Origin of the sequence: Kitasatospora sp. NPDC098663 (genome assembly GCF_044760075.1) — a bacterium.
Taxonomy (GTDB): domain Bacteria; phylum Actinomycetota; class Actinomycetes; order Streptomycetales; family Streptomycetaceae; genus Kitasatospora.
This window is the reverse complement of sequence record NZ_JBIWAP010000033.1, coordinates 75,290-98,138: the sequence shown is the minus strand read 5'-3', so window position 1 is coordinate 98,138 and position 22,849 is coordinate 75,290. Positions and strand designations below refer to the sequence as shown.

20 protein-coding genes are annotated in these 22,849 nt (G+C 73.5%); 10 read left to right on the top strand and 10 right to left on the bottom strand.

What is annotated here, in order from left to right; translation table 11 throughout:
* Window positions 1-88 precede the first annotated feature (88 nt).
* Window positions 89-643: a TetR/AcrR family transcriptional regulator gene (locus ACIQVZ_RS30225; protein WP_402454231.1), complete on the bottom strand. Its 555-nt coding sequence runs from the start codon at window positions 641-643 to the stop codon at window positions 89-91.
* 149 nt (window positions 644-792) lie between these two features.
* Here ACIQVZ_RS30225 and ACIQVZ_RS30220 point away from each other — a divergent pair, with 149 nt between their 5' ends.
* Both ACIQVZ_RS30220 and ACIQVZ_RS30215 read left to right on the top strand, forming a co-directional pair.
* On the top strand, window positions 793-1,596 hold the full coding sequence (locus ACIQVZ_RS30220) for an alpha/beta hydrolase (RefSeq protein WP_402454229.1): 804 nt from the start codon (window positions 793-795) through the stop codon (window positions 1,594-1,596).
* A 401-nt stretch (window positions 1,597-1,997) separates the two neighbouring features.
* A complete protein-coding gene (locus ACIQVZ_RS30215; RefSeq protein WP_402454227.1) occupies window positions 1,998-2,285 on the top strand; it encodes a hypothetical protein in 288 nt (95 codons plus the stop codon).
* A 270-nt stretch (window positions 2,286-2,555) separates the two neighbouring features.
* Here ACIQVZ_RS30215 and ACIQVZ_RS30210 read toward each other — a convergent pair whose 3' ends face one another.
* The 4 genes from ACIQVZ_RS30210 to ACIQVZ_RS30195 all read right to left on the bottom strand — a co-directional run bounded on the left by ACIQVZ_RS30210 (window position 2,556) and on the right by ACIQVZ_RS30195 (window position 7,628).
* A complete protein-coding gene (locus tag ACIQVZ_RS30210; RefSeq protein WP_402454226.1) occupies window positions 2,556-3,692 on the bottom strand; it encodes an alpha/beta hydrolase family protein in 1,137 nt (378 codons plus the stop codon).
* Window positions 3,693-3,972: 280 nt separating this feature from the next.
* Window positions 3,973-6,441 carry an SAM-dependent methyltransferase gene (locus tag ACIQVZ_RS30205; RefSeq protein WP_402454225.1) on the bottom strand — a complete coding sequence of 823 codons (2,469 nt, stop codon included), beginning with the start codon at window positions 6,439-6,441 and terminating at the stop codon, window positions 3,973-3,975.
* Between the two features lie 28 nt (window positions 6,442-6,469).
* On the bottom strand, window positions 6,470-6,718 hold the full coding sequence (locus tag ACIQVZ_RS30200; RefSeq protein ID WP_402454222.1) for a hypothetical protein: 249 nt from the start codon (window positions 6,716-6,718) through the stop codon (window positions 6,470-6,472).
* A gap of 523 nt (window positions 6,719-7,241) precedes the next feature.
* A complete protein-coding gene (locus ACIQVZ_RS30195) occupies window positions 7,242-7,628 on the bottom strand; it encodes a hypothetical protein (protein WP_402454220.1) in 387 nt (128 codons plus the stop codon).
* A gap of 70 nt (window positions 7,629-7,698) precedes the next feature.
* Here ACIQVZ_RS30195 and ACIQVZ_RS30190 point away from each other — a divergent pair, with 70 nt between their 5' ends.
* Entirely contained in the window at window positions 7,699-8,490 is a 792-nt protein-coding gene (locus ACIQVZ_RS30190; RefSeq protein ID WP_350886451.1) for an AAC(3) family N-acetyltransferase, read from the top strand.
* A gap of 18 nt (window positions 8,491-8,508) precedes the next feature.
* On the opposite strand, the gene ACIQVZ_RS30185 is transcribed toward ACIQVZ_RS30190, so the two are convergent.
* Window positions 8,509-9,315, bottom strand: a complete 807-nt coding sequence (locus ACIQVZ_RS30185; protein WP_402454217.1) for a nucleotidyltransferase — start codon at window positions 9,313-9,315, stop codon at window positions 8,509-8,511.
* A gap of 280 nt (window positions 9,316-9,595) precedes the next feature.
* Between ACIQVZ_RS30185 and ACIQVZ_RS30180 the strand changes: the two genes are divergently transcribed.
* Entirely contained in the window at window positions 9,596-10,507 is a 912-nt protein-coding gene (locus ACIQVZ_RS30180; RefSeq protein WP_402454214.1) for an LLM class flavin-dependent oxidoreductase, read from the top strand.
* Window positions 10,508-10,604: 97 nt separating this feature from the next.
* Here ACIQVZ_RS30180 and hemC read toward each other — a convergent pair whose 3' ends face one another.
* The 3 genes from hemC to ACIQVZ_RS30165 form a co-directional block, all read right to left on the bottom strand.
* Window positions 10,605-11,540, bottom strand: coding sequence for a hydroxymethylbilane synthase (gene hemC / locus ACIQVZ_RS30175; RefSeq protein ID WP_350886445.1), 936 nt, complete (start codon window positions 11,538-11,540; stop codon window positions 10,605-10,607).
* Window positions 11,541-11,676: 136 nt separating this feature from the next.
* Window positions 11,677-13,986: an ABC transporter permease gene (locus ACIQVZ_RS30170; protein WP_402454212.1), complete on the bottom strand. Its 2,310-nt coding sequence runs from the start codon at window positions 13,984-13,986 to the stop codon at window positions 11,677-11,679.
* The gene (locus ACIQVZ_RS30165; protein ID WP_350886441.1) at window positions 13,983-14,708 is read right to left on the bottom strand and encodes an ABC transporter ATP-binding protein; all 726 of its coding nucleotides are present in this window, start codon (window positions 14,706-14,708) and stop codon (window positions 13,983-13,985) included. The genes ACIQVZ_RS30170 and ACIQVZ_RS30165 overlap by 4 nt, the downstream gene beginning before the upstream one ends.
* A gap of 138 nt (window positions 14,709-14,846) precedes the next feature.
* Here ACIQVZ_RS30165 and ACIQVZ_RS30160 point away from each other — a divergent pair, with 138 nt between their 5' ends.
* The 6 genes from ACIQVZ_RS30160 (at window position 14,847) to ACIQVZ_RS30135 (ending at window position 20,229) form a co-directional block, all read left to right on the top strand.
* Window positions 14,847-15,725: a sensor histidine kinase gene (locus ACIQVZ_RS30160; protein WP_402454210.1), complete on the top strand. Its 879-nt coding sequence runs from the start codon at window positions 14,847-14,849 to the stop codon at window positions 15,723-15,725.
* Window positions 15,722-16,456: a response regulator gene (locus tag ACIQVZ_RS30155; RefSeq protein WP_402454209.1), complete on the top strand. Its 735-nt coding sequence runs from the start codon at window positions 15,722-15,724 to the stop codon at window positions 16,454-16,456. The genes ACIQVZ_RS30160 and ACIQVZ_RS30155 overlap by 4 nt, the downstream gene beginning before the upstream one ends.
* Window positions 16,457-16,624: 168 nt before the next feature.
* Window positions 16,625-17,830: a cytochrome P450 gene (locus tag ACIQVZ_RS30150; RefSeq protein WP_402454207.1), complete on the top strand. Its 1,206-nt coding sequence runs from the start codon at window positions 16,625-16,627 to the stop codon at window positions 17,828-17,830.
* 126 nt (window positions 17,831-17,956) lie between these two features.
* On the top strand, window positions 17,957-19,114 hold the full coding sequence (locus ACIQVZ_RS30145) for a type III polyketide synthase (RefSeq protein WP_402454204.1): 1,158 nt from the start codon (window positions 17,957-17,959) through the stop codon (window positions 19,112-19,114).
* Window positions 19,111-19,695, top strand: coding sequence for an NUDIX hydrolase (locus ACIQVZ_RS30140; protein ID WP_402454202.1), 585 nt, complete (start codon window positions 19,111-19,113; stop codon window positions 19,693-19,695). Before ACIQVZ_RS30145 ends, ACIQVZ_RS30140 begins: the two co-directional genes overlap by 4 nt.
* Window positions 19,696-19,806: 111 nt before the next feature.
* Window positions 19,807-20,229, top strand: coding sequence for an SHOCT domain-containing protein (locus ACIQVZ_RS30135; RefSeq protein WP_402454201.1), 423 nt, complete (start codon window positions 19,807-19,809; stop codon window positions 20,227-20,229).
* 103 nt (window positions 20,230-20,332) lie between these two features.
* Here the strand turns inward: ACIQVZ_RS30135 and ACIQVZ_RS30130 are convergent, their stop codons facing one another.
* Window positions 20,333-22,813: a Tex family protein gene (locus ACIQVZ_RS30130; RefSeq protein WP_402454198.1), complete on the bottom strand. Its 2,481-nt coding sequence runs from the start codon at window positions 22,811-22,813 to the stop codon at window positions 20,333-20,335.
* Window positions 22,814-22,849: the final 36 nt, after the last annotated feature.

Below are 22,849 nucleotides of genomic sequence, written 5' to 3'. Positions count from 1 at the left end.
CGAGGGAGTCCAGGTCAGGCGTCACAACCGACCTTTGGACTCCCTCGCTTCATGTCATGCGCGCCAACGAGCCCTTGGCATCAATCATCTAGCCGAGGACGGCGGACACCGCGCCCGCCAGCGCCTCGCGCACCGCCGTAGGGGCGGTGAAGCGGCTCTGGTTCATCGCGCCGTGCCGCAGGATCAGCAGGGTGTCGGCCGCCCGGTCGGGGTCGGGGTGGCCGGCGGTGGCGAGCAGGCCGGTGAGCAGGGCGCGGAACCAGTCCATGTGCTCCTGGATCGCGCGGCTGACCGGGTGGTCGGGGTCGGGGTAGTCGGCGGCGGCGTTGATGAACGGGCAGCCGCGGAAGCCGGGGGCGCAGAACTCGTCGGCGATGCCCGTGAACAGGGCCGTCACGGCCTCGCGCGGCGGAAGGTCCGCCACCGCGGCGGCGGCCGCGCGGAAGAGCCGGTCGTGCTCGTGGACGTAGGCGAGCACGACGTCGTCCTTGGACGGGAAGTGCCGGTAGAAGGTCGCGTTGGCGACCGCCGACTCGCGGATCAGCTGGTCGATGCCCACCCCGCGCACGCCCTGGGCGTAGAAGAGCCGCATCGCCGCGGCCAGGATGCGAGCGCGCGGTGGCGTGGAGTCTCTCGTCGTCATGGCTTGACGCTAACAGAAGGATCGTTCTACCTTGGAGATGTAGAGAGAACGCTCCTTCTACTTCTTGGACCGGACGACCGGGCCCAAACCGGGCCCAAACCGGCCGCCGATCCGGCCCCCAGCCCTCACGCACCAGGAGAGACCCCGCCATGCCCAGCAACCGCACCCCGGTCATGTTCATCCACGGCCTCTGGCTGCACTCCACGAGCTGGCAGGGCTGGGCCGACCGGTTCCGCGACGCCGGCTACGAGCCGATCCTCCCCGAATGGCCCGGCGTCCCCGCCACCGTCGCCCAGGCCCGCAGGAACCCCGACCCCCAGGGCGGGATCGGCCTCGCCGAGATCTCCGCGCACCACGCCCGGATCATCCGCGAGCTCGACACCCCGCCCGTCCTCGTCGGCCACTCCGTCGGCGGCTTCATCGCCCAGCACCTCCTCGGCCAGAACCTCGCCCGGGCGGCCGTCGCGATCTGCCCCGGCCAGATCAAGGGCGTCAAGGCCGTCGGGCCCGCCCAGGCCAAGTCGGCCTTCGCGTTCCTGCGCAACCCGGCCAACACCAAGCGCGCCGTCTCGCTCGACCCCGGGCAGTTCCGCTACGCGTTCGCCAACGCCGTCTCCCAGCAGGAGTCCGACGAGCTCTTCGACGAATGGACCATCCCCAGCCCGGCCCGCCCGCTCTTCCAGCTCGCCCTGAGCAACTTCGCCCCCCACTCCCCCGCCAAGGTCGACACCCGCAACCAGGAGCGCGGGCCGCTCCTCCTCCTGTCCGGCAAGCTCGACCACACCGTGCCCGACGTGCTGACCCGCTCCACCCGCAAGCAGTACCGCAAGTCCTCCGCCGTCACCGACTACCACCGCTTCGACGACCGGGGCCACTCCCTCACCGTCGACCACGGCTGGACCGAACTCGCCGACCACTCCCTCAACTGGCTCGACCGGCACCACATCGGCTGAGCGGACGGCACCGCCCGGCGCATGGCCCGCGGCCCGCAGCCCGCGGCCCGGGACAACCGGGCGGCGGGCTCGAACGGCGGCCCGAGGGTCAGCGGCAGCCGATGATCTTGGAGAACGCCGCGAGCGAGACGGTGCCGGTGGTGCTGGTGGTGGCAGTGTTCACGCGATGGCCCCCGGCCGTCGGACGGGAGGTGCGCAGGCGCCGGGCCGTAGCGACGTGAGCTCCTGCGTGGAGCGCAATGTCATGCGAATACACATACCGTTCATAGGCATATACCGTCCAGGGATCCATGTATCCGGCGCGGGCGGATGCCTGAGCAACCGTTCGGCCCCGGAACCCGTCATTTCACGGATGTCGGGGTACGACCGCCTCGCCTCAAGGACACCGGAAGCTGGTCTCGTTGCAGCCGAAGAAGCCGTACTGGCAGCCGTACTGGTGGCGACTGATGTTCCGTTCGGACCTCGCACCGGAGTGGGAGCCGATGAATCGGGGACCGCTCAGCCAGGTCTCGAACCACGCGCTGGAGACGATGTCGATCGAGGCCTGGGCCGACGCCTTCCTGGAGGAGGCGCTCTACGAACTCGAAGACCTGCGCGGCGACCTGCGCGTCGAGTGCTACGAGGAGCCCGTTCTCACGGACGGAACTCCGCCGGTGTGTTCGCGCCAGGGACGGCTGCCGGGGAGGTGAGTCCGGGACGGGTTCGGCGCGGGAAGTCGGTGGGGCCGACTTCTCACGCCGTGGTCAGCGAACCGGGGGGTGGGGTTGGGGTTGAGGTCGGACTCGGGTGGGGGTGGCGGTCGGACGGGTGCTGGGCGGTGAGGGGGTCCATCCGGGTCTGGAGGCCGAAGTCCTTCACGCAGCGGACGGTGACGAGCGGCGGGCATCCGCTATGGCCGTCGCCTCGATGGGGGCGGGCCGCCTCCGTGGCGCCGGGGCCCTTTCTGCCGTCCGTGCCGGTCAGGGGCCGGTGAAGGTCACCTCGGGAAAGTCCCGGCTGGGGCCGTTGAGCAACGGCTCGCAGGTTCCCTTGAGTTGGCGTTCGAAGAAGGCGCCGACATAGCCGGTGGTGATCGCGATCGACCGGGGGGCGTTCGGAATGGGCAGCACGCCGCTCTCGTTGACCAGGTAGTCCAGGTCGGTGAAGGTGTAGTGGTCGGCGCCGGCAACGGTGAGCCAGCGCTTCCATCCGTCCAGGTTCGGCCAACTGCTCTTCCAGGACGGCACGATGTCCGGGCCGCTCGGGTCCGCCGCCGCGATCAGCAGGACCGGGCGGCCGCCGATGCCGGTCGCGGGAACCGGTGGGGTGATGGCGCCGTCGAGGTCGACACCGGCCAGCACGCGTCGGTCCGCGCCCATGGCGGCCAGGGTCGCATCGCCGCCGACGGAGTGTCCGGCCATGCCGATCCTCGCCGGATCGATGAGCGTGGAGTACCGCCACACCGGGCGCGGACCGGTGAGCTCGGTGAGCAGGAAGGAAACGTCCCGGGCGCGGCCTGCGGCGATCTGTTCCTGGGTGGCGGCGCCGGAGTTGTACTCGTCACACGCCGTACAGGGCAGGATGCCGTCCGGAAATCGGGTGGCCGCCGATTCGTGGGCGTGGTCGACGGTCGCCACCACGAATCCCCGGCTGCTCAGTTCCTCGGCCAGCGCGGTGAGGGTGTAGCGGGGCACCGTGAAACCGGGAGACAGGACGACGAGCGGGTAGCGGCCCCGCACCGGTGCCGCGTCGGCCCGGGCCCACGTACGGGTGTCGGCGAGGCGGGCCGGTTCGAGGGCCCCCGACAGACCGGCATAGGTGATCAGCGCCGACGCTTCGGCGGTGCTCATGTACGCGGCAGGCGTGCCGCTGTCGGCGCGGGCAGGGTAGTAGAGGTCGACCATCAACTGTCGAGGTCCCGACTGCGGTGCCCACGGATCGGCGCGCCGATCGTCGACGAGGTGCAGGGTGGCACGACCGACCGCGTACGGCCCGGTCGGCCTCGGCAACGACAACGCACTCGCCGTCCGGGCCTTCGGCGCACTGGACGCCGTCGGCGGTGCCGCGGTGGGTGCCGCGACAGCCGGGGCCGACACGCTCAGGGGGATGATCACCATGGCGGCGGCACAGCTCACCGCGCATCTGGTTGCCCGCCGGGTTGTCTTCATGGCGGCGATTCTTCCGCTGGCGCGAAGGTGCGACATCCGGGTGGACCCCCGACAAGTCCCCCGATTTCTGCGTGGAACTTCCCTACGGGACGTCATCACAACTTCTGTGAGCCGGAGTTGTCGAGGGCGACCCGATCGCTGCTGCGTGGACGGTGGCGGCCCGCGGTGAAGGGGTGTCCGATCGGCGGCGGCGCGGCTGGGCCCTGTCCGGCCCCGGAGGGCTACGCGGTCAGAGACCCGCCTCCCAGAGCGCGCGCCGGACCGTGTGCAGGGCGGTGGCGGACTGTTCCCAGCCGTGCCACCAGAACAGGCCGCCGCCGTGGCTCGCCTCGGCGGCGAGCGCCGTCAGGTGCGCCCACGGCCCGGCCGGGAGGCCGAACTGCGGGCGAGCGGCCAGGCGTTCGGCCGCTTCGGCGGCGACCGGCACCATGCCGACCACCGGCAGCGGCGGGCCGCCGGTCGCGTGGCCGGCGCCGGTCGCGTGGCCGGCGCCGGTGCCGGTGCCGGTGCCGGTGCCGGTGCCGGTGCCGGTGCCGGTGAGCATCGGGTGCAGGGTGATCGGGTCGAGCAGCAGGGTCAGTTCGGCGGACGGCAGCGGTGCTGGGCCGTCGCGCCAGGTGAGGCGCCTGCCGGTGAACTCCGCGTGGAGGATGGACTGTTCGTTGAGGGCGACGCCGTCCTCGGCCACCCGCAGCTGCGCGCCGCGGCCACCCGGCAGCTGCACCCGGTAGCAGCCGTACAGATACGGTGGCACGGCCGATGCCGCCACGGCCTGGGCGTAGGGGACGGCGACGCCGTCCACCTCGAAGCCCGCCGGGCCGACCACGACGGCGGCCGCCGTGGGCACGCCGTCGACCGTGACGCGGACCCGCGGTGCCGGGCCGTCCCCGCCCGGCCCGACGGAGACGACCAGTTCGCGCCCGGCCTCGTCCGCCACCCGGTAGTCGCCGACCAGGTCGGCGAGCGGCGGCACGTCCGGCAGGGCGTACTCGACGAGCTGCACCGAGAACTCCGCCGACGCCACCCGCCCGGCGGGCCACACCGCGCCGACCAGCCGGCGCCGCCCGTCCCGGCCGACCTCGGTGCGCAGTTCGCCACCACAGTCGTTGCCGTCCTCGACCCTCCAGCGCAGCACGCCGTGGTCGTGGCGCGGGGCGGTGATCCGCCGGCCGTTGACGTGGATCCGGTGCCGGGGCGGGTCGGTGGCGCGGCCCAGGACGTAGACGTCGAGGTCGCCGTCCGGCGTGCCGTAGAGGCCCGTCCACGGGTACAGGGCCTCAGCCAGGACGGTGTCCAGGTCGCGACGGATACTGCTCCCGTCGACCCCGAGCCCGCCGCCCCCGAGCCCGCCGCCCCCGAGCCCGCCGTCGCGCACCGACCGGAGCAGCGCGCGCGCCTCCGACTTGCGGGTGAGCAGGGTGCGCAGCCTCCTCGCCGCCTCCGGGGTCGGCCGCCGGTAGCGGCCCTTGGCGGCGGCCTGCATGGCCGCGTCCTCGCGGCGGGCCAGCAGGGCGCGTTCGGCGTCGGCGAGGTCCGGCGGCGCCCAGGACGCCACCGCCGCCTCGGGCTCCCGGACGAAGCGCTCGCGCAGGGCGCCGTCCTCCCCCAGGGCGAGGACGAAGCGGGCGGCGGGCGTGTCCTCCTGCCAGTGGTAGCCGCCGGGGACGTGGAAGTCCGTGAAGCCGTCGAGGGCGGCGAGTTCACGCGGCCCGTACTCGTCGATGTTCCGGACCGGGCCGGTGGGCGGCCGCACGGTCTGGCCGGGCCGGATCAGGCCCAGCCGCTCCAGCATCCGCGGGTCGGCCGGGGCGGCGACGGCCGGCGGGAGGTACCAGGTGGAGGCGCTGGTGACGGTCCGCCGCACGGCCCGGTCCCGGAGCCCGGCGACGGTGTGCCGGTCGGTGACGGGGGCGGTGCCCCGGTAGCGGGCGCCGATGTAGTTGACCACGGGGTGGTCGGGGCCGTAGACCTCCTCCAACCGGTCGACCAGGACGGGCAGCCGGTGGTTGAAGAACCCGGTGCGCTGGTAGCCGAGTTCGCCGACCAGCCCGACCTGCCAGAGCACCAGGTGCAGGCCCGGGTCGATCCGCCGGCCGCGGATCAGCAGGTCCGAGGCCTCGAAGGTCTGCATGCCGGGGCTGCTCGGGTCCACGCCGAGGTCGGCGCACAGGACGTCCAGCGCGCTGATCCCCGGACGCATCACGGCCGTGTGGCCCTCGCGGCGGGCGATCCGGACGGCGCGGTGGCTGGAGAGGACGAACACGCCCGGATGGCCGTAGAAGACCGCCGCCACCCGCCGCCCGGCCCGGACGAAGTGCAGGACCGCCTCGGACATCTGCACGTACGTCAGATAGCGGTCCTTGGCGTCGTCGTAGAGGACGCCGAGGTCGTAGGAGTCGGGCCGCCAGGCCTTGATCCGCACCACCGTCACCGGGTCGGCGACGCAGTGGAAGACGTGGTCCGCCTCGCGGAGCAGCCGCTCGTCGGCGCGGGTGAACCCGGCGGCCTCGATGCCGGAGCCGAGTACGGTCAACTCGCCCTTGGGCGTGGCTGGTTCGACGGTCCCGTCGTCCCGCTCGGGGCGGCCCGGCCCGGGGGCGGCGGCGATGGCCCGGGCCAGCTCCGCCCAGCGGTCCTCGTGCTCGCGGCGGGTCGGGAAGCGGTCGAAGGGGCGGCCGTACGGGCGGTCCGGGTCCATCGGGCGGTGTCGGTCGGTGTCGGCGGCGTCAGGCGATATCGACGGCGAAGTCCAGCTGGACGACCTGCGGCGGGGGGTCCATCAGGCCCGGGGCGTCCACCTCGAAGTCCATCTGGGTGATCTGCGGTGCGGGCTCCGTCAGGATCGGGCTGTCCAGGTCGGAGTCCGTCCGGCCGACCTGGCGGAAGGGCCGGTCGGCGGCGGTGTCGGCGTCCAGTGCGAGGTCGGCGTCCACGTCGATGTCCACGACGTCGAAGACCGGGCTGCTTGCGGTCACGGTAGGCACTCGGCAGTCACTCGTCCCCTCGGAGCCACGGGCGTTGGCGATCTCATGCTACTGAACACCGGTTCGCGCCGACAGCCCCGCAGCGGAACGCGGCCGGCTCACCCGACACGTCGACGCCGAATGCCGACAGTCCCCAGCTGTCCGGGTGCGCCGCCCCCGGACCGGCCCGCACCCGACGTCCTGGTCGGGCGTGGTCAGCGGGCCGACGCCCGGGCGGCGCGGGCGGCCCGCTGGGCCCTCCTGGCGAAGACGTCCTCCCGGCGGTCGGCGGTCTGGCGCAGGACGCGCTTGCGGTCCCGGGCGAGTTCGGTGCCGGCGCCGGGGACGGAGAGGCAGCCTTCGGTGTCCTCGATCAGCCGGCGGCCGGGCTCGCGGGGCTCGGCGACCGACGAGCAGGGCCACCTACAGACGGAGCAGGAAGTCGGCGGGACCGACTTCCTGCTCCGCGACCATCAACCTTCACAAGGAGCTCGGGGTCAGGCCGCCCGGCCGGCGGCCTGCCGCTCCCGCCCGCCTACCAGGGCCAGATGGAGAGGCGGGCCGTGTTCGGGGCGACATCACAGAAGTAGCTGACCGCCTCGCCCCGGGCCACGTAGGCCCGACCCGCGGCGTCGCACGCGGCGCCGCTCGGGTACATGCCGACATAGACGTATCCGGTCGTCACGCTCGTGGATGCCTGAGCAGCCGGGGCGGCCATCAGCCCGCCCGCAGCCAGCAGTCCAGCAAGGGCCATGGTGGAAACCGCTTTGCGCATTGCCATGCCGGTGCCTTCTTCCCTCCAAGAGGAGCGCCGGAGTCCGCCGCCCGGCGCTTCGCGGTGATCCTCCTCCACCTCCGAACCCAAAGCAATGGTCAAGACCAAATGGTCGAGACCAATTTGGCGATGCGTCAGAAGCGGCACGCGAGCGGTGTCCGGGCGAGGGAGATAAACCCGCTGGCGCACCCGGCCCGCCGACCTGCAAGCTGGCCCGATGCGCGTCAACGGCCCCCTCTGCACCCGCCAGTCACTCGCCGCCGAGCTGCTCGCCGCCGGGGTCGAACCCGGCGGCACGCTGCTCGTGCACTCCTCGCTGCGCTCCCTCGGCTGGGTCTCCGGCGGACCGGTCGCCGTCGTCCAGGCCCTGCTCGACGCCCTCGGACCGACCGGCACCCTCGCCGTCCCCACCCACACCGGGGACAACTCCGACCCCGCCGGCTGGTCCAACCCGCCGGTGCCGAAGGCCTGGTGGCCCGACATCCGGGCGTCCTGGCCCGCGTACGACCCGCAGGTGAGCCCGACCCTGGGAATGGGCGCCATCCCCGAGACCGTCCGGACCTGGCCCGGCGCCCGGCGCAGCGCCCACCCGCAGACCTCCTTCGCCGCCCTCGGCCCGGGCGCCGCCGAGACCACCGACGGACACGCCCTCGACTGCCTGCTCGGCGAATCCAGCCCGCTCGCCCGGCTGGAGGACCGCGACGCCCAGGTCCTGCTGCTGGGCGTCGACTTCGGCTCCTGCACCTGCTTCCACCTCGCCGAATACCGCGTCCCGGGCCCGAGCGAGGACATCTCCTTCGCCGCCCTCACCCCCGAGGGCCGGCAACGGCTCACCGTCCGCGACCGGGCCGTCTGCGCCGACGACTTCGCCGAACTCGGCACCGCCTTCGAGGCCGACCGCCCGAAGTCCGTCCGCCACGCCACGGTCGGCGCCGCCACCACCCGCCTCTTCCGCCTCCGCGACGCCGTCGCCTACGCGCAGCACTGGCTGCCCGAGCACCGGGCGTAGGACAGGACGTGTCCGATGTCAGGTCCGGGGCGTCTTCTCCCCGTGGACGGCGGTGTACTCGGCAGCCAGCCACGGCCCGAGGTCCTCGGTGAGCACCTTGAGGACGGCCGGGTCCGCCGTCGGCGTACGGGCCGCGGCCGCCGCCAGACGCATCTGCTCGGCGCGCTCCGGGTAGTAGCGGGCGAACGCGCCGGCGGACTCGGTGAGATCGCTGGTCCAACCACCCCACCGCGGCATCACCAGGGTGAAGCCCGTCCGTACGATCCGGCGGGCGACTGCGCGGCTGAGCGCCCGGCGCTCGGCGGGCGTACCGGCCGAGTCCGCCCGCTCGCGCCAGCGCGGGAGGGCGAGGGCGAGATCGCCGTTGGTCTCGCGGGCGAGGGTGGAGGTGGGGCGGTAGCGGGGCAGTCCGGCGGCGAGGTCGTCACCGAGCAAAGGGGTGCACAGGCAGGCCACGAACCAGCCCAGATCGTGACGTTCGAGCTCGCTCAGCAGCGTGTCGGCGCTGAACAGGAGGATTCCGACACCGTTGACCTGCGGGAAGGAAGCATCGAGCCGGGATTCGAGCGCGTCGGCATCAGCCCGGTCGGCGGCGGAGGGCTCCTGCCTCAGGGCGAGCAGGAGATCGAGATCGGAGACCTCGGGGATCGCGGTGCCGCGCGGGATGCTGCCGTAGAGGTAGGCGCTGTGCAGCCGGGGGCGGTCGAAGACCTCGGCGATCAGCGTCCGGGCGGCGGCGACCACGGGTGCGAACGCCTGGGGCACCCGGGCCAATGAGCCCTCCCGTGCGATGAAGCCGTCGTCGTCCAGTCCCGCGGTAGTCATGGGCGTACTCTGCCGGTTCCCGCACCCCTCGGGCGAGCCGATTTCGGACGCCTGGCATGGCGAATCGCCAACTCTCCGGCGATGACCGGGCATCATTCCAGGCACGGACGCGAGGGGAACGTCGTTGAACCCGGGGAACACCTCGCGCCACCGTCGCCGCACTCCGACGAGCACGCTCCCCGCAACGACGAGCCGCAGGACGGGGAGCAGGGCCTCGCACCGCTCGGGCCCACGGAGGGGCGGCGCCCGTATGCGGCCTGCCCTCCGGAGGATGATCCCCATGCAGCCCGACCCTCAGCCCACCTCACAGCCCGCCCCGCAGCCCGCCCCGCAGGCCGTCAAGATCGGCCTCGGTCTGCCCCTCCAGGACCCCGTCCTGCTGTTCGAGTGGGCCCGGCGGGCCGACGCCGGCCAGTTCAGCACGCTGGGCCTGGCGGACCGGGTGGTGTTCGACAACCCCGAGCCGCTGGTGACGCTGGCCGCCCTGGCCGGCGCCACGTCCCGCGTCCGCCTGCAGACCGAGGTACTGCTCGCGCCGCACCACGTCCCCGCGCTGCTCGCCAAGCAGACCGCCACCCTGGACCTGCTCTCCGGCGGGCGGTTCACGCTCGGCCTCGGCGTCGGCGCCCGGGAGGACGACTTCCTGGCCGCCGGCGTCGACCCGCGCCGCCGGGGCCGGCTCCTGGACGAGCGGATGGCGGTGCTGCGCCGCCTCTGGGCCGGTGAGCCGTTCGGCGAGGGGGTCGGCCCGGTCGGGCCCGCGCCGGTGACGCCGGGCGGCCCCGAGGTGCTGTTCGGCGGCTTCGCCCCGGCCGCGCTGGACCGGGTCGGCCGGTTCGGGGACGGCTTCCTCGGCGCGGGGGTGCCGCCGGAGGTGATGGCCGGGCTGTTCCAGGACGTCGAGAAGTCCTGGCAGCGGCACGGCCGCGACGGCCGGCCCCGGCTGGTCGCCCAGGCGAACGCCGTCCTCGGCTCGGCGGAGACGGTCGAGCAGGCCCGGCGCAACATCCGCGCGTACTACGAGTCCAGCGGCCGCGCCGACCGGATGGAGGAGGGCCTGCTCACCACGCCGGAGGCGGTCCGGGCCGCCGTGGCCGGGTTCACGGCCATCGGCGCGGACGAGGTGATGCTGTACTGCTGGTCCCCCGAGGTGGACCAGGTGGACCGCTTCGCCGAACTGCTGTTCCGGTAGCGGTCGCAGAGCCGGGGGTCAGTGCGGGATGCCGGGGGTCAGCGCTGGATGCCGGGGTCGGTGCGGGATGCAGGAGGTCAGTGCGGGATGCGGGAGATCAGTGCGGGATGCCCGCGATCAGCTCCTGTGCACCCTGCCGCTTGAGTGCCAGCGCCGTGGAGGTGCCGAGGTCCTCGGGGCTGAGCGCGCCGGCCCACTCGTGGGCGTCCAGCACCTGCTTGCCGTCCGGGCTGAAGACCCGGCCGCGCATCGAGAGCCGACCGTCCGGTTCGGCCTTGGCGTAGCCGGCGATCGGGCTGTTGCAGTGGCCCTGGAGGACGTGCAGGAACATCCGCTCGGCCGCCGCCTCGCGCCAGGTGTCGCGGTGGCCGAGCGCGGCGACCGCGTCGACGGTGACGACGTCGTCCTCGCGGCACTGCAGGACGAGGATCCCGGCGCCGATCGGCGGGCACATCGCGTCGAGGTCCAGGATCTCGGTGATCCGCGCCTGCTCGCCGATCCGCTCCAGCCCGGAGACGGCGAGCAGCAGCGCGTCGGCCTCCCCGGCGGCCAGCTTGGCCAGCCGGCTGTTGGCGTTGCCGCGGATCGGCACGCACACCAGGTGGGGGTGGGAGGCGGCGAGTTGGGCGACCCGGCGGACGGAGGAGGTGCCGATCCGTGTGCCGGGCGGCAGTTCGGCGAGGGTCAGGCCGCCGGGGTGGACGAGGGCGTCGCGGATGTCGTCGCGGCGCAGGTAGGCGGCGAAGACGGTGCCGGCGGGCAGCGGGCGGTCGGCGGGCACGTCCTTGAGGCAGTGCACGGCGACGTCGGCCTCCCCGGCGAGCAGCGCGGCGTCGACCTCCTTGGTGAACGCGCCCTTCCCGCCCAGCCGGGCGAGGTCGCCCATCCAGCGGTCGCCGGAGGTGGTGACCGGCACCACCTCGGTGCGCAGGCCCGGGTGCAGGGCGGCGAGTTCGGCGCGGACCCGCTCGACCTGGGCGAGCGCCATGGGCGAGGAGCGGGAGACGATGCGGATCAGCTCAGCGGTGGCCATGGCGCGATGATAGGCGCTCGAACGCCGGGCCTTGACCCGGCGTCAGCCATGCGGACGAAGGCCCGTCGGACGGCACCCGGACGGCCGGGCGGCGAACCGTCCGACCATCCGGGTGCCGTCCGCGCGCCGCCCCCGCTCACTCGTTGTGCAGCACCTCGGCGATCGGCAGCCGGGCCGCCGAGCGGGCCGGGACGAGGGCGCCGAGGACGGCGATCGCGACGCCCGCCAGCGCGAGCCCGGCGAGCAGCGGGGCGCCCCAGACGTCGATCATGTGCTCCGGGAAGGCCAGGATCCGGACGTTCTCGGCGATCAGCCGGTGCACCACGATCCCGACCGGGATGCCGATGACGCCGCTGAGCGCGCCCTGCCAGGCCACCGAGGTGACCGTCATCGCGACGACCTGGCGGGGCGTCATGCCGATGGACTTCAGCATGCCGATGTCCCGGCGGCGCTCGCGGATGCTGAGCAGCAGGGTGTTGAAGACGCCGAGCGAGGCGACCACCGACAGCAGGACGGTGAAGACCGTGCTGAAGGTCTGGATCGCGACGACGGGCCCCGCCGAACTCGCGGCGACCACCGAGGGCGTCAGGCTCGGGTCGGCGTCCGTGACCGCCTTCCGGTAGGCCGCGGTGTCGGCGCCGTCGGCGAGCCGCACGTCGTACTCGACCGTGTGCGGGTCGGGGGTGAGCTCGGCCCGGGTGGTGTCGTTGGAGGTGATCGCGTTCGCGTTGCCCTGGATCTCCTCGCCGACGATGGTGACGGCCAGCTGTCGGCCCTCCAGGCTCAGGGTGATCCGGTCGCCGAGCTTGAGCCCGCGCTGGTCGAGGAAGGCCGGCCCGGCCTGGACCTCGCCCGGCCCGGTCGCCGGGCGGCCTTTGACCACCCGCAGCCACCTGGTGGCGGCGATGTCGTCGCCGCCGTAGAAGTCCATGAAGACGGGCTGGGTGTAGCCGACCACGCCCACCCGGACCAGCCCCCGGGTGACGACCTGCGCGGCTCCGGGGGTGGCGCGCAGCATCGCCTCGGTCTGGGCCGGGGTCAGCCGCGGCTCGGCCGGGTTGCTCTGGAAGTGGCTGGTCTGCACGTTGACGTGGGTCTTGTCGTCGGCCGGGGCCATGCTCCTGGCCAGGGTGCTGCTCAGGCCGGTGGTGACCGTCACGGTGACCACGCCGAGCACGATCGCCGCCATGGTCAGCGCCGTCCGGCCCGGGCGGGCGAAGGGCTGGCCGAGGCCGAGGCTGACGGCGCGCGGCAGCCGGGTGCCGCTCAGCCGGCGCTGGACCTTCAGCCCGCGCCCGGTGCGCGGCGCGCTGCCGGCCGAGATCGCCTGGGCGGCGGAGAGCCGGTGGGCGCGCGAGGCCGGGACGAACGCGGCGGCGACGACCAGCAGCGGGACGCCGGCCAGGGTGGCGGCGGGCAGCCAGCCGGCCGGCTCGATCACGGCGGTGCCGGTCGAGATGCCGCTGAAGGCGGTCTCCAGGATCGGGTACGCCCCCGCCCAGCCGGCCGCCGTCCCGAGGACCGTGCCGACGACCGCGGGCACCGAGACCATGGTCAGGTAGACCGTGACCACCTGGCGCGGGGTGAAGCCGATCGACTTCAGTACGCCGATGTGCCGGTAGCCGGAGACCACCGCGCCGCTCACCACGTTGCCGACGATCAGCGCGGCGACGACCAGGCCGAGCACGCCGAAGACCGTCATCAGCGGGAGGTAGGCGTCGGCGCCGGCGGAGAAGGCCTGCTTGAGCACCAGGTACGACTGCGCGCTGGCGAGCGCGCCCTCGGGCAGGCCCTCGGTGGCCGCGCCGAGGGAGGCCGTCAGCTGTTGCTCGGTGTCCGCGTCGGCGAAGCGGTAGAGCATCTGGCGGCCGGTGGGGTGCAGGGCGGCCGCCTGCTCGGGGACGACCCAGCCGCCGGCGGACTGGCTCATGCTGCCGGCGAAGCCGACGATGGTGAGCTTCAGCCCGGTGGCGGTGGTGAGCGAGGTGCCGAGGAACCTCGCCGCGGCGCCGCCGCCCGGTTGCTGGACGACCACCTCGCCGGGCGCCGTGGCCCAGCGGCCGCCGAGCAGCCGCACCCGGTCCACCGGCCCGGCCGGATCGGCCCGGCCGACCAGGGTCAGCGGGCCCGGCGGGCGGCCGACCCAGTCGGTGGGGATCTCCACCACGGCCTGGTCGAACGGCCCGGCGGCAGCCTCGACGCCCGGCCGGTGGGCGGTGGCGGCCAGCTGCTCCGCCGAGGCCCTGGCCGGGTCGAAGGCCGCCACGACGTGGGCGCCGCGCTCGGCGGCGAAGGCGTCGTCGAAGGGGGCCCGGGCGGCGCTGATCACCGCGAGGGCGAGCAGCACGGTCGTGGTCGAGCAGAAGACGACCAGTCCGATCACGAAGGTCTGCACCCGGCGGCGCTTCACGGCCGCCCGGGACGCCCGCCACACGGCGCCGGTCATGCGGACGCCTCCAGGGCCCGCTCGCGCGCCACCCTGCCGTCCGCGACCTCGACCAGGCGGCTGGCGCAGCGGGTGGCCAGGTCGGGGTCGTGGGTGACGATCAGCAGGGTCTGGCCGATCTGGTTGAGGTCGATCAGCAGGTCCATCACCTGCTCGCCGGAGCGGCTGTCCAGGGCGCCGGTCGGCTCGTCCGCGAGCAGCAGCGCCGGGCGGTTCATCAGGGCCCGGGCCACCGCGACCCGCTGGCGCTCGCCGCCGCTGAGCGCGGCCGGGTAGGTGTCCCTGCGGTGTGCGACGCCGAGTTCGTCCAGCAGTTCCAGGGCGCGGCGGCGCGCCTGGCGGGCCGTGGTGCCGGTCAGCTGGGCGGCCAGGGCGACGTTGTCGAGGGCGGGCAGGTCGTCGATCAGGTTGAAGAACTGGAAGATCATGCCGATGTGGCGGCGGCGGAACAGGGCCAGCCCGGTCTCGTTCAGCCGCCCGAGGTCCTGGCCGTGCACCCGGACGGTGCCGGAGGTCGGCCGGTCCAGCCCGGCGACCATGTTCAGCAGGGTGGACTTGCCGCACCCGGAGGGGCCCATCACGGCGACCGCCTCGCCCGCCCGGATCCGCAGGTCGACGCCGTCGAGCGCCTTGGCGTCGCCGAACTCCTTGTGGACCCCGGACAGCTCGACGACGGTCTGCGCGTCGTCCGGCGGGGTGGTCCCGTCGTGGTCGTTGCTCATGGTGGACGACGGTAGGCGCGGGCCCCCGGGCCCGGCGTCCCACCCGGGGTGTAGCCGGGGCGGCCGTAGTACCCGGGATGTACGCGGGCGGCACTCCCGGATGATGTCGATCATGGCCTGGGCTGGGAAACTGGCGGCGTGTGGGGAACGGGGACGAACTGGGCCGCCGTAGCGGTGGCGAGTGCGGCGGTGGCGGGTACGGCGGTCGCGGCGGCCGGCTGGCTGGGCGTCGCGCTCGCCCGGGCGCGGCGGCTGCACCGGGCGGCCATCGGCGAGCGCGGCTGGTTGCTGGAACGGGAGCGGGAGAGCGCCGCCCGTACCGCCGTCGACGCCGAACGGGCACGCATCGCGGCCGAGTTGCACGACATCGTCAGCCACAACGTGAGTCTGATGGTGGTGCAGGCCGGGGCCGCGCGCGAGGTGATCGCCACCATGCCCGGGGAGGCGGCGGCGGCGATGGGCGCCGTCGAGGCCGCCGGGCGCGACGCGATGACGGAGCTGCGGCACCTGCTCGGGCTGCTCGCCCCGGCCGCCGACGGCACCGAGGAGGAGGCGGACGGTTTCGCGCCGCAGCCCAGCCTGAGCCGGCTCGGGCCGCTGATCGACCGGTTCGCCTTCGCCGGGCTGCCGGTGGAGGTGCGGATCTCGGGCGAGCCGAGACCACTGCCCGGCGGCGTCGACGTGACGGCGTACCGGATCATCCAGGAGGCGCTGACCAACGCGCTCAAACACGGGGACGGGGTGACGGCCGAGGTGACGGTGCGCTACGCGGACCACTACCTGCGGGTGGAAGTGCTCAACAGCGGGCCGAGCGTACTGGCGGGCGCCCCCGCCCAGCCCGTCCGCCCCGCCCAGCCCGTCCGCCCCGCCCAGCCCGCCCGGCCGGCCGACGGCGCCGGGCGCGGACTGCTCGGCCTGCGCGAGCGCGTCGCCGTGTACGGCGGCGACCTCGACGCCCGGCGCCGGCTCGGCGGCGGCTACCGGGTCCGCGCCCGCATCCCGCTGGACCGGCCGTGACCGGGGCCGAGGTGCGGCGGGAGCCGGCGCAGCGGCCGGAACGGGAGCGCCGCCCCCGGGTGGTGATCGCCGACGACCAGGAGCTCGTCCGCACCGGCTTCCGGATGATCCTCACCGCGCGCGGCATCGACGTGGTCGCCGAGGCCGCCGACGGCGCCGAGGCGGTGGCGGCCGCCGTCGCGCACCGGCCGGACGTCGCGCTGCTGGACATCCGGATGCCCGGCATGGACGGCCTGGAGGCCGCCCGCCGGATCCTCGCCCGGGCGCCCGGCTGCCGGGTGATCATGCTGACCACCTTCGACCTCGACCACTACGTCTACGCCGCCCTCGCCGCCGGGGCCAGCGGCTTCCTGCTCAAGGACGTCACCTCCGCCCATCTCGCCGCCGCCGTACGCCTGGTGGACACCGGGGACGCCCTGCTCGCCCCCTCGATCACCCGGCGGCTGGTCGAACGCTTCGCGGCCGGCGCCCCGCGCCCCGCCCCCGGCGCCGACGGCCCGCCGCTGCACCGCAACCTCGCCCCGCTCACCCCGCGCGAGGCGGAGGTGCTGGCGCTGCTCGGACGCGGGCTGTCCAACAGCGAGTTGGCGGCCGAACTGACGCTCAGCGAGTCGACGGTGAAGACGCACGTCGCCCGGATCTTCGCCAAGCTCGACCTGCGCGACCGGGCCCAGGCGGTCGTCCTCGCGTACGAGACCGGGCTGGTCTCGCCGGGAGGCGGTGTCAGCTGATGCCAAGTCAACTCCCTTAATTCGCATGACAATCATCTATCTAACTCGTTAGAGCTAACTCCCGGTCCGATTCACATTTTTGCCAGTTCATGGGGGAACATCTCTCTGTCCGCGCCCGAACGAGAAATGACCGTTCGGGCGGCATTTCCAAGACATCTGGACAGGCCCGTGACTACCTCCGCCCCCGTGTGGGACTGCCCCTTCAACCACACCGACGGCCTGGAGTTCGACCCGCTCCTCAAGCGGCTGCTCACCGAGGCCCCGATCGCCAGGATCCGACTGCCGCACGGCGAGGGCGAGGCCTGGCTCGCCACCCGCTACGAGGACGTCCGGATCGTCACCACCGACCGGCGGTTCAGCCGCGCCGCCGGCATCGGGCGCGACCTGCCCCGGATGACGCCCGCCCCGATCGCCCAGGCCGAGGCGATCAACCTGATGGACCCGCCGGGCCACAACCGGCTGCGCCGCCTCGTCGCCCAGGGCTTCACCAACCGCCAGGTCGAGCGGATGCGCCCCGCCACCCAGCGGATCGTCGACGGCTACCTCGACGAGATGGCCGAACACGGCTCCCCCGCCGACCTGGTGCACTTCCTCTCCGGCCGGCTCCCGCTCACCACCATCTGCGAACTGCTGGACATCCCCGAGCAGGACCGCGCCGAACTGCGCGGCCACGCCGTCGCCATGATGACGATGGGCCCCGGCAGCCGGGCCGGCCAGGAAGCCGCCAAGACCGCGCTGCGCGGCTACTTCACCGAGCTGACCGCCGCCCGCCGCGCCCACCCCGGCGAGGACCTGATCAGCTCCCTGGCCACCGCCCGCGACGGCGACGAACTGCTGGACGACCAGGAACTGGCCGTCATGGCGATGGTCCTGCTGGTCACCGGCCACGACACCAGCACCTACCAGCTCAGCAACATCACCTACACCCTGCTCACCCACCCCGAACAGCTCGCCAAGCTGCGCGCCCAGCCCGAACTGCTGCCGCGCGGTCTGGAGGAGCTGCTGCGCTTCATCCCGTTCCGCCAGGGCGTCGGCATCGCCCGGGTCGCCACCGAGGACGTCGAGCTGGGCGGCGTGCTGATCCGGGCCGGCGAGGCCGTCCACGTCTCCTACCTCGCCGCCAACCGCGACCCGGCGATGTACGAGCGCCCCGACGAACTCGACCTCGACCGCGGCGCCCCCACCCACATGGCCTTCGGCCACGGCCAGCACCACTGCCTCGGCGCGCACCTGGCCCGGATGGAGCTCCAGGTCGCCATCGGCACCCTGCTGCGGCGCTTCCCCGGCCTGCGGCTCGCCGTCCCGCCGTCCGAACTCGACTGGCACACCGGGTCGATCTGGCGCTACCCCCGCACCCTGCCGCTCGCCTGGTGACCTCCTCCCCGCGCCGCCGGCTCCGCCACGGAGCACCGTGCGGCGCCCGTTCGACGCATCCGTAGGCCGCCTGCCCGGGCCGCTCGCCAGCCCGCCCGGCCAGGCCACCCAGGGGAGACCCACGCCATGGCAACACTGTGCCGTCCTGCCGTCGCCGTACCCGAGAACGTCATCACCCTCGACCAGACCCTCGACCTGGCCCGCAGCCTGCACGCCGGCCACCCGCAACTCGGCCTCGCCCTGCGGCTGATCGAGAACACCGGGGTGCGGACCAGGCACCTGGTCCAGCCGATCGAGCAGACCCTCACCCACCCGGGCTTCACCGCCCGCAACGCGGTCTACGAGCGGGAGGCCCGGCTCCGCGTCCCCGAGGTGGTCGAACGGGCGCTGAGGAACGCCGAGTTGGGCGCCCGGGACATCGACCTGATCATCTACGTGTCCTGCACCGGCTTCATGATGCCGTCGCTGACCGCCTGGCTGATCAACGCCCTGGGCTTCCGCTGCGACACCCGCCAGATGCCGATCGCCCAGCTCGGCTGCGCGGCCGGCGGCGCCGCCGTCAACCGCGCGCACGACTTCTGCCGCGCCTACCCGGGCGCCAACGTGCTGATCGTGTCCTGCGAGTTCTGCTCGCTCTGCTACCAGCCGACCGACCTCGGCGTCGGCTCGCTGCTCTCCAACGGCCTGTTCGGGGACGCCGTCGCCGCCGTGGTGATGCGCGGACACGGCGGCACCGGGGTGCACGTCGAGCGCAACGGCTCGCACCTCGTCCCGGACACCGAGAACTGGATCTCCTACGGGGTCAAGGACACCGGCTTCCACTTCCAGCTGGACAAGCGGGTGCCCGGCACCATGGAGATGCTCGCCCCGGCGCTGCGCGGCCTGGCCGTCGAACACGGCTGGGACGTCTCCGGGTTGGGCTTCTACATCGTGCACGCCGGCGGCCCGCGCATCCTCGACGACCTCTGCCACTTCCTCAACCTGGAGCCGGCCACCTTCCGGTACAGCCGCGCGACGCTGACCGAGCGCGGCAACATCGCCAGCGCCGTCGTCTTCGACGCACTCGCCCGGCTGTTCGCCGACGGCGGCGTGGCCGACGGCACCACCGGCCTGATCGCCGGTTTCGGGCCGGGCATCACCGCCGAGATCTCGCTCGGGAGTTGGGTCGGCGAGCCGGTCGAGGCCACCCGCCGCCGGCCGCGGGCCATCTCCACCTCGGACATCACGCTCGTCCATCCGAGCACCCCCCGGCGTTTCCCGGCCGGCACTACGATCACCGAATGACCGACACCACGCACCAGGCGGACACCGACGACAGATCCGCCGAACTCGCCACCCTCTTCCCCGCGTTGCACGCCCCGCAGTACTGGACCTGGGGCCGGTACGACGCACTGTTCTCCACCGTGCTGCCGCCGGACGAGCTGGTGACCAACATCCACCTGGTGGGCTTCGCGGACGACAGGGTGGTCCTCTGCCGGGACGACCGGGACCACTGGTTCCTGCCCGGCGGCACCCGGGAGCAGGACGAGAGCATCGCCACCTGTCTGGCCCGCGAGCTGCGCGAGGAGGCCGGCGCCCGGCTGCTCGGCGAGCCGGACTGGCTCGGCGCGCACCGCTGCCGCACCGAGGACCCGACGCCGTACCGGCCGTGGCAGCCGCACCCGGAGAAGGCGTGGCTGTGGGGCTGGGCCGAGGTCGCGGTGGACTCGACGCCGACCAACCCGGCGGACGGCGAGCAGGTGGTCGAGGTGCGGGCGGTGTCGGCGGGCGAGGCGCAGCGGCTGCTGCTGGCCGGGCACGACGCCTGGTGGGGCGAGCTGATCGGGCTGGCCGTCGAGCTGCGACGGCGGGCCGGGCGGGGCTGATCCCCCGCCCCTCCGGGCCCTCGCCCCGAGATATTCCCGCTGGGCCGGAAGACCACTGGAACGGCCGAACAGCAGAGAGCATTGTCCGTTTTGCGGTGATATGACTCGGCCATGGACACCAACATGCTGGCCGTGGACTACCCGGTGCTCAACATCTTCTGGACGATGCTGGAGCTGTTCCTCTGGATCCTCTGGTTCTTCCTGCTGTTCAAGATCATCACGGACATCTTCCGCAGCCACGACCTGGGCGGCTGGGCCAAGGCAGGCTGGCTGCTCCTGGTGATCGTGCTGCCGCTGATCGGCGTGCTGGCCTACGTGATCGCCCGCGGGAAGTCGATGAGCGAGCGGGACGCCGCCCAGGTCCGGCAGAGCGAGGCCGCCGTCAAGGCCTACATCCGGGAGGCGGCCGGAACCGGCACACCCGGGGGCGGCGGCAGCCACGTCGACGACCTGGCGAGACTCGCGGACCTGAAGGAGAAGGGCGCCATCTCCGAGGAGGAGTACCAGAAGGCCAAGGACAAGCTCCTGACCTGACCTGACCTGACCCGGCCCGACCCGCACGGCGGCCGGGGCCGGCGGACGCGCAGACGTCCACCGGCCCCGGCCGCGGCGGTCAGCCGCTCAGCGCCTCAGCGCCTCAGCGCCGCCCGGAGCGGCGGTCACCCGAGGCGTCGCCGCCGGTCAGGCCGGCCCGGCGCAGCGCGTCCGCCATCGCGCTGTTCGCCAGCGGCGCGCCGCCACCCGAACCGCCGGAGCCGCCGCCCTGGCCGCGCCGGTCCTGGCCGCCGCCCCGGCGCTCCTGGCGCGGCGGGCGGGCCTGCCGGTCGCCGCGCTCGCCGCCCCGGCCACGGTCGCCGCCGCGCTCGCCGCGCTCGCCCCGGTCGCCGCGGTCGCCACCCCGGTCGCGGCCGACCTCGTCGTCCAGCCGCAGGGTCAGCCCGATGCGCTTGCGCGGCACGTCCACCGAGACGACCCGGACCTTCACGATGTCGCCCGGCTTGACCACCTCGCGCGGATCCTTGACGAAGGTCCTCGACAGCGCCGAGACGTGCACCAGCCCGTCCTGGTGGACGCCCACGTCGACGAAGGCACCGAACGCGGCCACATTGGTGACCACGCCCTCCAGCACCATCCCGGCCTCCAGGTCGCCGATCTTGTCGACGCCCTCCTTGAAGGTCGCGGTGCGGAACGCCGGGCGCGGGTCGCGGCCCGGCTTGTCCAGCTCGCCGAGGATGTCGGTGACGGTCGGGATGCCGAAGACCTCGTCGGCGAAGTCGCCCGGACGCAGGGCCCGCAGCCGTTCGCCGTTGCCGATCAGCCCGCTCAGCTCCCCGCCGGTGGACGCCAGGATCCGGCGCACCACCGGGTACGCCTCGGGGTGCACGCTGGAGGCGTCCAGCGGGTCGTCGCCGTCGGGGATGCGCAGGAAGCCCGCGCACTGCTCGAAGGCCTTCGGGCCCAGCCGGGAGACGTCCTTGAGCTGCCGGCGGGTGCGGAACGGACCGTTGGCGTCACGGTGGGCCACGATGTTGTCGGCGAGCGTGCCGGTGATGCCGGAGACCCTGGTCAGCAGCGGCGCCGAGGCGGTGTTGACGTCCACGCCCACGGCGTTGACGCAGTCCTCGACCACCGCGTCCAGCGAACGGGAGAGCTTCACCTCGCTCAGGTCGTGCTGGTACTGGCCGACCCCGATCGACTTCGGGTCGATCTTGACCAGTTCGGCCAGCGGGTCCTGGAGACGGCGGGCGATCGACACCGCGCCGCGGATCGACACGTCCAGCTCCGGCAGCTCCTGCGAGGCGAAGGCGGAGGCCGAGTAGACCGAGGCGCCCGCCTCGCTGACCATCGCCTTGGTGAGCTTCAGCTCGGGGTGGCGCGTGAGCAGGTCCTCGGCGAGCTTGTCCGTCTCCCGGGAGGCGGTGCCGTTGCCGATCGCCACCAGGTCGACGTCGTGCTTCTTCGCCAGCGCGGCCAGGGTGGCGAGCGCGGCGTCCCACTTGTTGGCGGGCTGGTGCGGGTAGATCGTGTCGTACGCGACGACCTTGCCGGTGGCGTCCACCACCGCGACCTTCACCCCCGTCCGGAAGCCCGGGTCCAGGCCCATGGTGGCGCGGGTGCCGGCCGGCGCGGCCAGCAGCAGATCGCGCAGGTTGGCGGCGAAGACGCGCACCGCCTCCTCCTCCGCCTCGGCCCGCAGCCGCGACCGCAGGTCGATGCCGAGCCGGACCAGGACGCGGGTGCGCCAGGCCCAACGGACGGTGTCGCCCAGCCACTTGTCGGCCGGGCGGCCGTGGTCGGCGATGCCGAAGCGGGCGGCGATCCGCCGCTCGTAGTCGTTCTCGCCGGGCAGATCGCCCTCCTCGCCGTCGTACGGCGAGAGGTCGAGGTCCAGCACCTCCTCCTTCTCGCCGCGCAGCATCGCCAGGATGCGGTGCGAGGGGAGCCTGGTGTACGGCTCGGCGAAGTCGAAGTAGTCGGCGAACTTGGCGCCGTCCTGCTCCTTGCCGTCACGCACGGTGGCCACCAGCCGGCCCCGGGTCCACATCCGCTCGCGCAGCGAACCCACCAGGTCGGCGTCCTCGCCGAAGCGCTCCACCAGGATCGCCCGGGCGCCCTCCAGCGCGGCGGCCGGCTCGGCGACGGACTCGTTCAGGAACCGGGCTGCCAGCGCCGCCGGATCCTGCGAGGGATCGGCGAGCAGCGTCTCGGCGAGCGGCTCCAGGCCCGCCTCGCGGGCGATCTGCGCCTTGGTGCGCCGCTTCGGCTTGAACGGCAGGTAGATGTCCTCCAGCCGGGCCTTGGAATCGGCGGCCAGCACCTGCGCGCGCAGCGCGTCGTCCAGCTTGCCCTGGGCCTCGATCGACTCCAGGACGGCCGACCGCCGCTCCTCCAGCTCCCGCAGGTAGCGCAGCCGCTCCTCCAGGGTGCGCAGCTGGGCGTCGTCCAGGGAGCCGGTGACCTCCTTGCGGTAGCGGGCCACGAAGGGCACGGTCGCGCCGCCGTCGAGCAGCTCGACCGCGGACTTCACCTGCCCGTCGCGAACGCCCAGTTCCTCGGCGATCTTGCGCTCGATCGCCTGCTGGGCCTGCCGGGCCACCTGTTCGACTGGCGTGGTCACGAAGCCGGTCACCTTCTCCTTCAGTGCTTTCGCCGT

Bases quoted from the DNA above. Each gene is read 5' to 3' on its own strand.
- ACIQVZ_RS30225 (WP_402454231.1), bottom strand. From the start codon at position 643: ATGACGACGAGAGACTCCACGCCACCGCGCGCTCGCATCCTGGCCGCG.
- ACIQVZ_RS30220 (WP_402454229.1), top strand. From the start codon at position 793: ATGCCCAGCAACCGCACCCCGGTCATGTTCATCCACGGCCTCTGGCTG.
- ACIQVZ_RS30210 (WP_402454226.1), bottom strand. From the start codon at position 3,692: ATGGTGATCATCCCCCTGAGCGTGTCGGCCCCGGCTGTCGCGGCACCC.
- ACIQVZ_RS30205 (WP_402454225.1), bottom strand. From the start codon at position 6,441: ATGGACCCGGACCGCCCGTACGGCCGCCCCTTCGACCGCTTCCCGACC.
- ACIQVZ_RS30190 (WP_350886451.1), top strand. From the start codon at position 7,699: ATGCGCGTCAACGGCCCCCTCTGCACCCGCCAGTCACTCGCCGCCGAG.
- ACIQVZ_RS30185 (WP_402454217.1), bottom strand. From the start codon at position 9,315: ATGACTACCGCGGGACTGGACGACGACGGCTTCATCGCACGGGAGGGC.
- ACIQVZ_RS30180 (WP_402454214.1), top strand. From the start codon at position 9,596: ATGCAGCCCGACCCTCAGCCCACCTCACAGCCCGCCCCGCAGCCCGCC.
- hemC (WP_350886445.1), bottom strand. From the start codon at position 11,540: ATGGCCACCGCTGAGCTGATCCGCATCGTCTCCCGCTCCTCGCCCATG.
- ACIQVZ_RS30170 (WP_402454212.1), bottom strand. From the start codon at position 13,986: ATGACCGGCGCCGTGTGGCGGGCGTCCCGGGCGGCCGTGAAGCGCCGC.
- ACIQVZ_RS30165 (WP_350886441.1), bottom strand. From the start codon at position 14,708: ATGAGCAACGACCACGACGGGACCACCCCGCCGGACGACGCGCAGACC.
- ACIQVZ_RS30145 (WP_402454204.1), top strand. From the start codon at position 17,957: ATGGCAACACTGTGCCGTCCTGCCGTCGCCGTACCCGAGAACGTCATC.
- ACIQVZ_RS30140 (WP_402454202.1), top strand. From the start codon at position 19,111: ATGACCGACACCACGCACCAGGCGGACACCGACGACAGATCCGCCGAA.
- ACIQVZ_RS30135 (WP_402454201.1), top strand. From the start codon at position 19,807: ATGGACACCAACATGCTGGCCGTGGACTACCCGGTGCTCAACATCTTC.